The 11,931-nt window shown below is 36.3% G+C and carries 15 protein-coding genes and 2 riboswitches; of the genes, 1 reads left to right on the top strand and 14 read right to left on the bottom strand.

What is annotated here, in order from left to right; genetic code table 11:
* Positions 1–55 precede the first annotated feature (55 nt).
* Positions 56–517, bottom strand: coding sequence for a MarR family transcriptional regulator (locus AC3EMB_RS04035; protein WP_144465731.1), 462 nt, complete (start codon positions 515–517; stop codon positions 56–58).
* A gap of 140 nt (positions 518–657) precedes the next feature.
* On the opposite strand from AC3EMB_RS04035, the gene AC3EMB_RS04030 reads away from it, so the two are divergent.
* Entirely contained in the window at positions 658–1,839 is a 1,182-nt protein-coding gene (locus tag AC3EMB_RS04030; RefSeq protein WP_144465732.1) for an MFS transporter, read from the top strand.
* A gap of 24 nt (positions 1,840–1,863) precedes the next feature.
* On the opposite strand, the gene kdpDN is transcribed toward AC3EMB_RS04030, so the two are convergent.
* From kdpDN to thiS, 13 genes are all read right to left on the bottom strand, one after another.
* A complete protein-coding gene (gene kdpDN, locus AC3EMB_RS04025) occupies positions 1,864–3,018 on the bottom strand; it encodes a KdpD-like non-kinase potassium sensor (RefSeq protein ID WP_095691389.1) in 1,155 nt (384 codons plus the stop codon).
* Between the two features lie 56 nt (positions 3,019–3,074).
* The gene (gene kdpC, locus AC3EMB_RS04020) at positions 3,075–3,656 is read right to left on the bottom strand and encodes a K(+)-transporting ATPase subunit C (RefSeq protein ID WP_000412606.1); all 582 of its coding nucleotides are present in this window, start codon (positions 3,654–3,656) and stop codon (positions 3,075–3,077) included.
* A 16-nt stretch (positions 3,657–3,672) separates the two neighbouring features.
* A complete protein-coding gene (kdpB, locus tag AC3EMB_RS04015) occupies positions 3,673–5,763 on the bottom strand; it encodes a potassium-transporting ATPase subunit KdpB (protein ID WP_488517477.1) in 2,091 nt (696 codons plus the stop codon).
* A gap of 13 nt (positions 5,764–5,776) precedes the next feature.
* Complete coding sequence (gene kdpA / locus AC3EMB_RS04010; RefSeq protein ID WP_000638330.1) at positions 5,777–7,444, bottom strand: potassium-transporting ATPase subunit KdpA; 1,668 nt, start codon at positions 7,442–7,444, stop codon at positions 5,777–5,779.
* Between the two features lie 19 nt (positions 7,445–7,463).
* The gene (gene kdpF / locus AC3EMB_RS04005) at positions 7,464–7,541 is read right to left on the bottom strand and encodes a K(+)-transporting ATPase subunit F (RefSeq protein WP_223153441.1); all 78 of its coding nucleotides are present in this window, start codon (positions 7,539–7,541) and stop codon (positions 7,464–7,466) included.
* A complete protein-coding gene (locus AC3EMB_RS04000) occupies positions 7,541–7,645 on the bottom strand; it encodes a SipW-dependent-type signal peptide-containing protein (RefSeq protein ID WP_000887894.1) in 105 nt (34 codons plus the stop codon). The genes kdpF and AC3EMB_RS04000 overlap by 1 nt, the downstream gene beginning before the upstream one ends.
* 98 nt (positions 7,646–7,743) lie before the next feature.
* A riboswitch (cyclic di-AMP (ydaO/yuaA leader) is annotated at positions 7,744–7,889 on the bottom strand.
* Between the two features lie 134 nt (positions 7,890–8,023).
* Complete coding sequence (locus AC3EMB_RS03995; RefSeq protein WP_254915307.1) at positions 8,024–8,146, bottom strand: hypothetical protein; 123 nt, start codon at positions 8,144–8,146, stop codon at positions 8,024–8,026.
* A gap of 3 nt (positions 8,147–8,149) precedes the next feature.
* On the bottom strand, positions 8,150–8,383 hold the full coding sequence (locus AC3EMB_RS03990; protein WP_002025339.1) for a hypothetical protein: 234 nt from the start codon (positions 8,381–8,383) through the stop codon (positions 8,150–8,152).
* 13 nt (positions 8,384–8,396) lie between these two features.
* On the bottom strand, positions 8,397–8,783 hold the full coding sequence (locus AC3EMB_RS03985) for a hypothetical protein (RefSeq protein ID WP_000424087.1): 387 nt from the start codon (positions 8,781–8,783) through the stop codon (positions 8,397–8,399).
* A 93-nt stretch (positions 8,784–8,876) separates the two neighbouring features.
* Positions 8,877–9,024: riboswitch (cyclic di-AMP (ydaO/yuaA leader) on the bottom strand.
* Positions 9,025–9,109: 85 nt separating this feature from the next.
* Complete coding sequence (thiD, locus tag AC3EMB_RS03980) at positions 9,110–9,922, bottom strand: bifunctional hydroxymethylpyrimidine kinase/phosphomethylpyrimidine kinase (protein WP_029441655.1); 813 nt, start codon at positions 9,920–9,922, stop codon at positions 9,110–9,112.
* Between the two features lie 15 nt (positions 9,923–9,937).
* Entirely contained in the window at positions 9,938–10,957 is a 1,020-nt protein-coding gene (locus tag AC3EMB_RS03975) for a thiazole biosynthesis adenylyltransferase ThiF (protein WP_488517476.1), read from the bottom strand.
* Complete coding sequence (thiG, locus tag AC3EMB_RS03970) at positions 10,950–11,720, bottom strand: thiazole synthase (RefSeq protein WP_488517475.1); 771 nt, start codon at positions 11,718–11,720, stop codon at positions 10,950–10,952. The genes AC3EMB_RS03975 and thiG overlap by 8 nt, the downstream gene beginning before the upstream one ends.
* A gap of 2 nt (positions 11,721–11,722) precedes the next feature.
* Positions 11,723–11,926, bottom strand: coding sequence for a sulfur carrier protein ThiS (gene thiS / locus AC3EMB_RS03965; protein ID WP_001049502.1), 204 nt, complete (start codon positions 11,924–11,926; stop codon positions 11,723–11,725).
* Positions 11,927–11,931 lie beyond the last annotated feature (5 nt).

Genomic DNA, 11,931 nt, shown 5'->3' with positions numbered 1-11,931 from the left:
GTTCTTTCAGAAATTATATTTAAAAGACTTGAGAAAAAGGAGTTTTTTCTTCCGATTATATTTCCAAATGATCGGAGACATCCTTTATAAACCTTTGAATAAAGTCTTGCTCTTCTTTCCTATATCCATCTAAAAGTAACAACCACTTTTCTTCAGCTTGCTTATGCAATTTTTCATGAGCTTTATATATTTCATTTCCGCTTTCCGTTAAGCTGAAGAAGATTTCTTTTTGATTATCTAACATTTGCATCTTCTCAACGAATTGCTTTTGAAACAACTTCGTACAAATTTTAGAGATTGCTCCCTTCGTCATGCCCATTTCTGTCGTAATTGCCGTTACATTCATCAAACCATTTTTTCCGATACATTCGATTACATGTAACTCAGATAAAGACATACTACTTACACCTGTCTCATAAAGAAACTTCTCGTTTTGTCGTTTTAAATGTTCTTCTTTTTTATGCAAAAGTGTACGAATGTCCGACAGTATTTCCATTTGCTTCGTTGTATGCTTCAATCCGTTCGCCTCCTAAGTTTCCAAAGAAACAATTTAACTATATACCATTTTAAAATTACTTTTTCATCTTTACAAGTGAGAAAATCATGTTAAAATAAATTTAGTTTCCGAGGAAACTAAAATACAAGGAGGTTAACAAGATGAAAAAATCTAAACTAACTTTCATTTTATATGTTGTCTGTATTAGTGCCTTACTCGGTTCCTTCGCTCAAAATATTTACACACCTATCTTACCGATGATTCAAAATTCTTTTCACACTTCTCTTTATCTTGTAAATGTAACAGTTTCACTTTTCACATTCGTTCTTGCAATTATGCAGCTCGTATATGGACCTTTAATTGATACAAAAGGGAGAAAATCTGTCCTTATCCCTAGTTTAGTCATTAGTACAATTGGTTCAATCGGATGTGCCTTTTCGGCAAACATTTATTTATTTCTCTTTTTTAGAGCTGTTCAAGCTATAGGAATAGCGGCTATACCTGTAGTTTCAGCAACGATTATCGGCGATTTATTTGAAGGAAAAGAACGCGGAGAAGCGATGAGCCTATACCAAATGTTACTTGCCCTCGCGCCTGCAATGGCTCCACTCATAGGTGGTTATCTTGGCAGTATAAATGGTCACTTATCTGTATTCCTCTTTTTATCTACACTTGGCATTATCTTATTAATTATAAACATTTCACTACTTCCAGAAACAAAGCCAAATGTAATTAAGCAGTCTAAAGCACAAAAGAATTACTCTCTTATCTTAAAAAATAAAACTGGATTTTCTATTACTCTTATTGGCTTCATTCAATTTTGTATTTACTTTTGCTTTCTCGTTTTTTTACCGAGCATTTTAGCAAATTCATTTCATCTAGCTGCAAGTGAAATTGGTCTTATGTTTGTACCAATGTCTCTTTCTATCATGCTAGGAAGTTTTTGCTACAAGTTTTTGCAAAAACGCCTCACAACAAAGCAAGCTTTATTTATTACGAGTTTCTTCAATATTATATGTGTCGTTTTATTCTCTTTCACATATAGCATCAATATCCCATTCATCATTATCGTTACATCTTTGTACGGTTTTAGTATGGGACTTTCTATGCCAACTCACACTACTTTATTAACAGAAGAATTCGTGCAAGAACGTGCAACAGCTATCGGTATGTACAACTTCATCCGCTATCTTGGTATGAGCACAGGGCCACTTATAGGTGGATTTCTTTTATTTAACCAAAATTACTTTTGGATTTTCTTCCTAGGCGCAATTATGTTTTTACTTGTAATCTTATATGCAATGAAAATGCTAAGTTTTCATTCTGTACAAAAAGCAAAATAGAGCCCCCAAAAAGGTCGGCTCTATTTATCCTCTTTGATCCGCAACAATATGAATATCAATATACTTTGTTTGTCTCATAATTTCATTTACAATAGAGCCTTTTCGTATTTCTTCCCACCTTGTTCTTGCCGATTGTCCAAGTAAAATTTGCGTCACCTGTAATCTTTTTGCCACTTCAATAATAACATCTGCTGGCTTTCTCCCTCTTGCTTCTTCTAATACAAAACTTGCATCAAATTGATTTGTTAGTAACTTCCACTCTTCAATCGTCTGCTTTTTTCCAGCTGAAATAGAATCTATATTTTCCCTCTCAACGTTTAATACGTACAATTCAGCGTTTAACCGATCAGCCATGCGCCATCCCCGTCTTATTAATTTCTCCGCTGTTGAACTGTATTGTACACAAACAAGAATTTTTTCTTTTACGCCAATTGGTTCTATTACTGTTTGGCTAATTTTCTCGTCCATATCATCGGCAACCTCGCGAAGTGATAATTCCCTAAGTGCCCCTAAATTATTAAGCGTAAAGAAATTTTGTAAACTTTGCTGAATTTTTTCTTCTTTATATATCTTTCCGTCTATTAGTCTCTTCCTTAATACCTCGGGCGTTGCATCAACGAGCTGAATTTCATTTGCTTTTTGTAAAATAAAATCTGGAATTCGTTCTCTTACTTTTACATTCGTAATTTGAGCTACAATATCATGAACACTTTCTAAATGTTGAATATTAAAAGCTGATAATACCGATATACCAGCCTCTAACAATTCCTGCACATCCATATAACGTTTTTTATGCTTAGAACCAGGAACATTACTATGCGCAAGTTCATCCACTACGACTACTTGCGGCGCGCGTTTTTTTATTCCTTCCACATCAAGCTCATAAAATACCTTTCCTTTATACTGTATTTCTTTCAAAGGAACTTTTTCTAAATCAGCAATTGCTTCTTCCGTCTCTTTTCTTCCATGCGTTTCAATTAAACCAATTACAATATCAATTCCATCTTTTTTCATTTCCCTTGCATCAAAGAGCATTTTATAACTTTTTCCTACGCCTGGAGCTGCTCCTACATATAGCTTTAACTTTCCGCGATTTTGCTGACGAATATATTCTAAATATTCCTCTGGCGTTCGCCTTTGAAACTTCGGTTCATAATCATCTGCATACAAAATAAACACTACCTTTCATTCGAAACAACGCTACCTCAATCCGTTAGATTGAGGTAGCACTGTTACTATTTCATTAATTCCTGTAATGCCAAATTTAGCTTTAAGACGTTCACTCGATCTTCTCCAAATAAACCAAGCGCAGCACCTTCTGTTTGATCTTTAATCAATTGATTAAGTTTTTCTTTCGGAATATTCGTTAATTTCGATATGCGATCCACCTGCACAGAAGCTGCCTTCGGACTAATGTCAGGATCAAGCCCTGAACCTGAATTTGTCACTAAATCAATCGGTACTTCTGTAACTGGAACGCTCGGATTTTGTTTCTTCCACTCTTCAATACTTTTCTCTACTCGTTTCTCTAAATCTGGATTAGATGGTGCATAGTTATTTGAACCAGATGCTTCTGCCTTATATTCAATACTAGAAACACGCCCTTGAAAATAACGTGGATCCGTGAAGTTTTGCCCGATTAATTTAGAACCAATCACTTCATTTTTATCATTATATATTAGACTTCCATCCGCATTATCCTTCATCACTGCTTGTGCAATACCAGTAACAATAAGTGGGTATACAAGTCCACACAACACTAGAAATGTAAAAGTAATACGGATAATTGGTGATAGTATACTTTGTTTCTTTTCCATCTTTTTCCCCTCTTCCTTATATGAACAAGCCGACAATTATATCAATTACTTTAATTCCAATGAACGGAACGATAACTCCGCCAAGCCCATAAATAAGTAAGTTTCGGCTAAGCAATGCATTAGAACTCATCGGTTTATATGCAATACCTTTCATCGCTAACGGAATGAGTAATGGAATAATAACAGCGTTAAATATTAATGCTGATAAAATCGCTGACAGTGGTGATGTTAATTTCATAATGTTCAATGCTTCCATTTGCGGAATCGCAAGTGTAAACATCGCTGGAATAATCGCAAAATATTTCGCTATATCATTCGCAATACTAAACGTCGTTAACGCACCTCGGGTCATTAACAATTGCTTACCAATTCCTACAACCTCAATAATTTTCGTCGGATTCGAGTCTAAATCAATCATGTTCGCTGCTTCTTTCGCAGCTGTCGTACCACTATTCATCGCTAATCCAACGTCAGCCTGTGCTAATGCCGGAGCATCATTTGTACCATCACCTGTCATCGCTACAAGTTTCCCTTTATCTTGCTCTGCTTTAATAACCGCAATTTTATCTTCTGGTTTACACTCGGCAACGAATTCATCTACTCCTGCTTCTTTTGCAATCGTTGCTGCTGTTAACGGATTATCACCTGTACACATAACCGTTTTAATCCCCATTTGGCGCAACTGTTCAAAACGCTCACGCATACCCGGTTTTACTGTATCCTTTAAATAAATTAAACCGTAAATACGATTATCTACTGCAACTACAAGTGGTGTTCCGCCCTCTTTTGAAATTAAGTCTGCTTTTTGATTTACATCTTTCGGAATTGTTCCACCTTGTGACCCAACCCATTCAATAACAGCACCGACAGCACCTTTTCTCACTTTCGTTCCGTCTTGTAAATCAACACCACTCATTCTCGTTTCTGCTTTAAACGGAACAAACTCACCTTGTTCTGCAAGTTCTCTATTATATGATATAGATTTTCCCTGCACATACTCGATAACAGATCGACCTTCTGGTGTTTCATCTAAAACAGAACTAATAGCAGCCCACTTTCCAACTTGCTCAATCGTTTCATTTCCTACAGGTAATAATGTATGAGCCATTCGGTTTCCAAAAGTAATTGTACCTGTTTTATCTAAAATAATTGTATTAATATCGCCCGCAGCTTCTACTGCTTTCCCTGACATCGCTAACACGTTAAATTTTGTCACCCGGTCCATCCCAGCAATACCAATCGCTGATAGCAAACCACCAATTGTCGTTGGAATTAAACATACTAACAATGCTACGAGTACAGCTGTATCAATTTGAAAACCTAAATAATTTGTAAAAATCGGCAACGTCACAACGACGATCAAGAAGATAAGAGTTAAGCTCATTAATACTGTATTTAAAGCAATCTCATTCGGCGTTTTTTGACGAGCAGCTCCTTCTACTAAAGAAATCATTTTGTCGATAAATGATTCACCAGGATTACTCGTAATAACAATTGTAATTTCATCACTTACCACCATCGTTCCACCTGTTACGGAACAAAAATCACCACCCGCTTCTTTTATTACAGGAGCTGATTCTCCTGTAATTGCAGATTCATCTACAGACGCTAATCCTTTGATTACTTCACCATCATTCGGAATCATTTCTCCTTGTTTTACGATAACAACATCACCTTTTCTAAGATCAGTTGCTGAAACTTGGACAATGTCTCCATTTTCTTTTACAACATTTGCAAACACATCTTTCTTCGACTGTTTTAAAGAATCGGCTTGTGCTTTACCGCGACCTTCTGCTAATGCTTCTGCAAAATTCGCAAATAAAACTGTAAATAATAGAATGAGAGAAACTGTTATATTAAACCATCCTGGTATACTACTAGAACTGCTTGGAAGAAAAGATAAAATGAACGTAATGATAAACCCAATTTCCACAACGAACATAATCGGATTCTTTATCATAACTTTCGGATTCAATTTCGCAATGGATTGCTTCATCGCATGTGTTACGATATCACGATCCATCGTTTTCGCTTGTCTAACCTCATCTTCTACAGCATGTATTTGTGACTTATTTAATTGTTTTTCTTTTACTACTACCGGTCTCATCATTTACCCTCCATTACTTCAATGTAAGAAATTCTGCAATTGGTCCGAGTACTAACATCGGGAAAAATGTTAATGCACCGACAATTACAATCGTTCCGATGAAGATGCCACCAAATAAACTATTATCTGTACGGAACGTTCCAACTGTTTCTGGCACTACCGTTTTTTCTTTCAACGAAGCTGCCACAGCTAGCATCGTAATTAAACTGAAGTAGCGTCCTAAAAACATAACTAAACCAGTCGTAATATTCCAAAACGGTGTATTATCTCCTAATCCTTCAAATCCAGATCCGTTATTCGCAGCTGACGATGTATATTCATATACAACTTGTGTTAAACCGTGGAAACCGGAATGAGAAATAGCATCCGTTCCTAAATTTGTTGAAAGAGCTAATGCCGAAAATCCTAAAATGAGCAATGGATGAAATAAAATCGTGACTGCGATTAATTTCATTTCCTTACCTTCAATCTTTTTACCTAAAAACTCTGGTGTCCGTCCAACCATTAACCCAGATATAAACACCGCGATAATTGCATACATAATAATGTTTACAAAGCCTGCTCCAACTCCGCCATACACTGTATTTAACATCATATTTACGAGGGGAACTAGACCACCAATTGGTGTTAACGTATCATGCATCGTATTAACAGCGCCTGTTTCAGCAGCTGTCGTTACTGTTGCGTATAGTGAAGAAAATACTGTTCCAAATCGTACTTCTTTCCCTTCTGTACTTCCTTGTACATGTTCGATACCCATTCCATTTAATGCCGGGTTCCCGTTTAGTTCAGATGTCGTAATCGTTATAAACCCTAGTAAAAATACCATAAATAGTGACACGAAAAGGATGCGGCCTTGTTTTTTATTTCCGACCATTCGTCCGTACGTAAATGGAAGTGCTGTTGGTAATAACATCATAAGCATCATTTGCAAAATATTACTCATTTGTCCTGGATTTTCGAAAGGATGCGTAGAGTTTGCTCCGAAAAATCCACCGCCGTTATTTCCAAGTTCCTTAATGGAAACGAATGATGCAACAGGTCCACGTAAAATACTTTGCTTTGCACCTTCAATCGTTTGTGCTGTAACCGCCCCATCTAACGTTTGTGGTACGCCAAGTGCGACAAAAACTAGTGCCGCAATAAATGCGATAGGAAGAAACACTCTCGTTAACGCTCTCGTAAAATCAACGAAAAAGTTACCAAGTTCTTTTCCAGCAAGTCCTCTTATAAAAGCCATAACGAGCGCTAATGTCGTTGCTGGTGCCGCAAACATTAAAAATGTAATTCCGATTAATTGTGATAAATAAGATAAACCATTTTCACCGCTATAATGCTGTAAGTTTGTATCAGCCATAAAACTAATTGCTGTATTAAAAGCGAGCGTAGGCTCCATCCCTTCAATATGCGCTGGATTTAGTGGCAGCACACCTTGTAATCTGAAAATGAAGTATACGACAACGATCATAAATCCATTTAATAAAACTAATGATAATGCGTACTGTTTCCACGTTTGATTGTATGCTTTTACACCCGTAATTTTAAAAATAAGTTTTTCAAAAGGCCCGAATACTTTATCTAACGTTTTGCTACCTTGAAAAGCTTTTTCTAAATAAATCCCCGTTGGCTTTGCTACTAAAATAAACAAGAGCATTGTAATAATGACTGCAACCCAAATCATAATGAATAATTCCCCCTAATTAAAACTTCTCTGGATTTAATAATGCATACACTAAATACACTGTAATTGCTGCGACAATAACCGATAAGACAATCATCATGATTGCTTTCCTTCTTTCACAACTTTATCTGACCAACTTGCAAGACTTGCCATCGATGCAACTAATAAAATAAAAATCCCGACCATTACAACATCTAACATAACTATCCCTCTCTTCTTTTGTTAAAATTTACCATTTAAATATTAAAAAAGAACACTGAGCTCTACTCAGTGTTCAAAAAATGAACAACAAAAAGTAAACCTCCTCTCTAAACGCTTACGAGGTTAGCTGTCGGATTCGGGCCTAAAGAGTAGCCCTACTTTCAAAACTGAAAGATTCACCCCAAGTGACGATGCACAAAATTGGTTCCCCCGCTCCATTTCTGGAACTCAGCGATTTTAGGTTTTTTTGGAAATTTTATGAATGATTTATGAGAGTAAATATACTCCTCTATATTTCACTTGTAAAGGGGTAAATTACTGAAAATAATAATATTTACATTCATTTAAACGCTTACATTGAAGATTATTACTGTTATTTCATCTATTTTCTTTATTTCTCTTTTCTTTTCTTAAAAATGGCCTTTTAAATATGAAATAAAAAGAGCGAATGACATGAAGTGCATAGCTTGTTGCACTCAGCATTCGCTCTTTTTTATTCAACCTTTATTCTCCTCGTAAAAATGCACGTAAATTTCTCCCACGAATATAAACTTGTGTCAATTCTGCATGTAGCTGCTCATACTCGGTAATATCCATCTCTAAATACAAAGCATCTTTTGATGGTAATATAATATATGGCCCTGGAAAAAGGGGATCAATCTGGACCAATTCTTGAACTCGCTCTACCGATACTGCCCAACGATTTGCTATATCTCCAAGTAATAGTACCTTCATCATTTCTTCCCCCGCCCTATTCAAAAAATAAAAAAGAAATATTATCACAATTTGTAAACACGACAAACTTAGCTCCAATTGTTTCATAGAGCCTCGCTGGATATCGTTTATTCCTTGTAACAACAGTAATAGGTGCTTGAAAAGAAAAACGAATGTGTTCTGTGAAGAAACTAACGATTGGAAGCTCATCCCCTAGTAAAATGACCTTCTTAATACACTCACAAATACTAGTAAAATCCTGCTCCTTACTACAACTATAAGTCCAATCAAACCCACAATTCCTAACTTCAGCCGCTACCTCTTCATTTGCTGTAAAAATAACTAACTCATGTTGAAATGCAACTAGATCTCTTAAACTATTTACCTTACTTTCTTCTCCAACACAAATAAGTGTTAGTTCCATGTACCTCATCCTCCTTAGTATAAAAGAAATCAAACATAGATTGATATTCCCCTATACTAATCAGATCGATGAATTGATGTATCCATCATGGCACCGTCCTCTCTCAAGACGCTTACGAAGTTAGCTGTCGGATTCGGGCTTTGAGAGTAGCCCTACTTTCAAATTTGAAAGATTCACCCCTAGTGACACTGCACAAATTGGTTCCTCCGCTCCATATAATTGGACTCAGCGTTTACAAAAAAATATATTCTGGCTGATATATTACTCCTGTATTTTGAAAAAGTAAACAGAAAAAAAGCCAGTTATAAAACTGGCTTTTCACTTATCTATACACGCGTTCTATTCACTTTATACGCAAAATGATTCGTTGGTCCATGACCACTACCAATATTCAACGGCTCTTCAATTGCTATACTAATAAATCGTTTTGCTTCTTGAACAGCATCTTCAATTGAGTATCCTTTCGCAAGTCCTGCTGTAACCGCTGAAGCAAATGTGCACCCACTTCCGTGCGTTTGCTTTGAAGGAATTCGCTCGCTTCTAAACTCAATAAATTCTTCTCCATCAAAGAGGAAATCAATTACTTCATTACCTTGATATTCTGCATGTCCGCCCTTCATAAGCACATATTTAGCACCTAATTCGTGCAATACTTTTGCAGCTTCCTTACTATCTTCAACATTATGAATCTCCATCCCAGTTAACACTTCTGCTTCTGGAACATTCGGTGTTATAACGGTTGCTACTGGTAATAAATATTCTTTTAATGCATGAACTGCTTCTTGCTGTAATAATGATGCACCGCCTTTTGCGATCATAACGGGATCTAGCACAATATTATTCCAGCCAAATTTTTTAATTTGTTCTGCAACAATTTGAATTATTTCACTACTAAATAACATTCCTAGTTTCACTGCATCTGGTGTTAAATCCGTACCAATTGAATTCAGCTGTTCTGTAATACCTTCTAACGGAACAGGATATACCCCTTGAACGCCAAGCGTGTTTTGAGCAGTAATTGCCGTAATAGCCGTCATTCCGTATACACCAAGCTCTTGGAATGTTTTTAAATCTGCCTGAATTCCAGCACCGCCGCCGCTATCAGATCCTGCAATTGTTAAAGCTTTATTCACTTTCATCCCACTCATCCTTTTCTATCCAAAATAGCGATGATAAATCGTTTTTGCTTCGCTTATCTCTTTCGTTCCATGTACGAGCACACGGCCATCTTTAAAGGCTACTAACCTCTTGTCTTCAACAGAAAATGATAGTAAATATGGATTTATATTTAAATCATTTACACGACCTTCCAACAACTCTTTATATTGTTCAAAATTCATTTCATCTTTATGAGGTGGTCTAATTTGAACTGTATTTCGCCCGCATAAAACTGCTGTTTTTGATGTGTTTTCTTTATTTAAATACGGATATAATGCATTCTCTCCGCATGAAGGACAATTATGCTGGCGAAGTTTTTGTACATTCATACATGAATACTCATTCTTCCACATATCAAACGATACAAGCCCATCTCGAAGTGATTCGTAATCTTCTACTAACAGTTTAAGAGCTTCTGTTACTTGATGAGAAACGACAAGAGATACAGCAGGTGATATAATACCCGCTGTATCACATGTTGCCCCGCCAAGCGGAATCGACTGTAATAAACATGATAAACATGGTGTTTTACTAGGAAAGATTGTGTAAGAAAGACCGTAACTACCTACACATGCACCGTAAATCCATGGAATAGAATATTTTTGTGATATATCATTTACAATAAAGCGCGTTTCGAAATTATCAGTCGCATCAATAATTACATCAACATTTATAACAAGTTCTTCTAGCTCTTCAGCTGTTACATCTTGAACGAGAGCTTCTATTGTTACATCACTATTAATCTCTTCTAAACGTTTTTTAGCCGCTATAGCTTTTGGGAGATTATTCTTTACGTCGCTCTCTGCATACAATTGTTGTCTTTGTAAATTACTCCAATCTACATAATCACGGTCAACAATTGTTATCTTGCCAACACCTGCTCTTACAAACATCTCTGCATTTGCACTACCTAATGCACCTGCACCGATAATAAGCACATGCTTTTCTCTTATCTTTTGCTGTCCTTCTGCTCCAATTGGAGAAAATAGTTTTTGGCGAGAATATCGATTATTCAACTACGCTCATTCCTTCTAAAGGACTACTTGCAGTTGCACAGCGCTTACGTGCAATACGACCTGCTTCAAATCCTAAACGTCCTGCTGCAATACTTAATTTCATTGCTTGTGCCATTTTAATAGGATCTTTTGCTCCTGATACAGCTGTATTTAATAACACGCCATCTGCTCCTAATTCCATTGCAAATGCCGCATCAGCTGGGCTACCAATACCGGCATCAACGATAACTGGTACTGTCGCTTGTTCAATAATGAAGCTCAAATTTAATGGATTTACAATACCAAGTCCTGATCCGATTGGAGATGCTCCTGGCATAATTGCATGCACGCCAAGCTCTTGTAATTTACGTGCTAATACAACATCATCAGATGTATACGGAAGTACGATAAATCCTTCTTTCAGTAACATTTCAGATGCCTTTAACGTTTCTACCGGATCCGGTAATAACGTTCTATCATCACCAATAACTTCTACCTTTATCATGTCACAAAGCCCAGAAGCTTTTGCTAATTTTGCAATACGAACAGCCTCTTCAGCGTTTTTTGCCCCTGCTGTATTTGGTAATAACGTATATTTTTTCACATCAAGTTTCTCTAATAAATTAGGTTGCTTTGCATCAAAGATATCCATACGACGTACTGCAAACGTTAAAATTTCAGCTTCAGAAACATCAATTGCCTTTTGCTGTACGTCAAAATCAGGGAATTTACCTGTTCCTAATAACAGTCTAGAATGAAATGAAAATGGTCCAATGTTTAACATAATCAACCGCCTCCTACGAAAGTTACAATCTCAATTTGGTCTCCATCAAAAACAGATGTATCTGTATGATCATCTTTTTGTAAAATATCTTTATTACGCTCTACTACAACAATTCTGTTATCTAGTTCTAAATGTGTAAGTAGCTCAGCTACTGTTTTTACACTCGCTGGCACTTCAATTTGGTTACCATTAATTTTTAAATTCAAACTTC

The organism is Bacillus sp. LQ16, from assembly GCF_057784645.1.
This window is presented reverse-complemented; position numbering and strand designations above follow the sequence as displayed.

What these genes read in the sequence shown, in the direction of transcription:
- kdpC (WP_000412606.1), bottom strand. Translation starts at nt 3,656, where the DNA reads ATGGAAAAGAAACAAAGTATACTATCACCAATTATCCGTATTACTTTT.
- AC3EMB_RS03990 (WP_002025339.1), bottom strand. Translation starts at nt 8,383, where the DNA reads ATGATGAAGGTACTATTACTTGGAGATATAGCAAATCGTTGGGCAGTA.
- kdpA (WP_000638330.1), bottom strand. Translation starts at nt 7,444, where the DNA reads ATGATTTGGGTTGCAGTCATTATTACAATGCTCTTGTTTATTTTAGTA.
- thiG (WP_488517475.1), bottom strand. Translation starts at nt 11,720, where the DNA reads ATGTTAAACATTGGACCATTTTCATTTCATTCTAGACTGTTATTAGGA.
- thiD (WP_029441655.1), bottom strand. Translation starts at nt 9,922, where the DNA reads ATGAAAGTGAATAAAGCTTTAACAATTGCAGGATCTGATAGCGGCGGC.
- AC3EMB_RS04000 (WP_000887894.1), bottom strand. Translation starts at nt 7,645, where the DNA reads ATGTTAGATGTTGTAATGGTCGGGATTTTTATTTTATTAGTTGCATCG.
- AC3EMB_RS04030 (WP_144465732.1), top strand. Translation starts at nt 658, where the DNA reads ATGAAAAAATCTAAACTAACTTTCATTTTATATGTTGTCTGTATTAGT.
- AC3EMB_RS03985 (WP_000424087.1), bottom strand. Translation starts at nt 8,783, where the DNA reads ATGGAACTAACACTTATTTGTGTTGGAGAAGAAAGTAAGGTAAATAGT.
- kdpF (WP_223153441.1), bottom strand. Translation starts at nt 7,541, where the DNA reads ATGATTGTCTTATCGGTTATTGTCGCAGCAATTACAGTGTATTTAGTG.
- kdpB (WP_488517477.1), bottom strand. Translation starts at nt 5,763, where the DNA reads ATGAGACCGGTAGTAGTAAAAGAAAAACAATTAAATAAGTCACAAATA.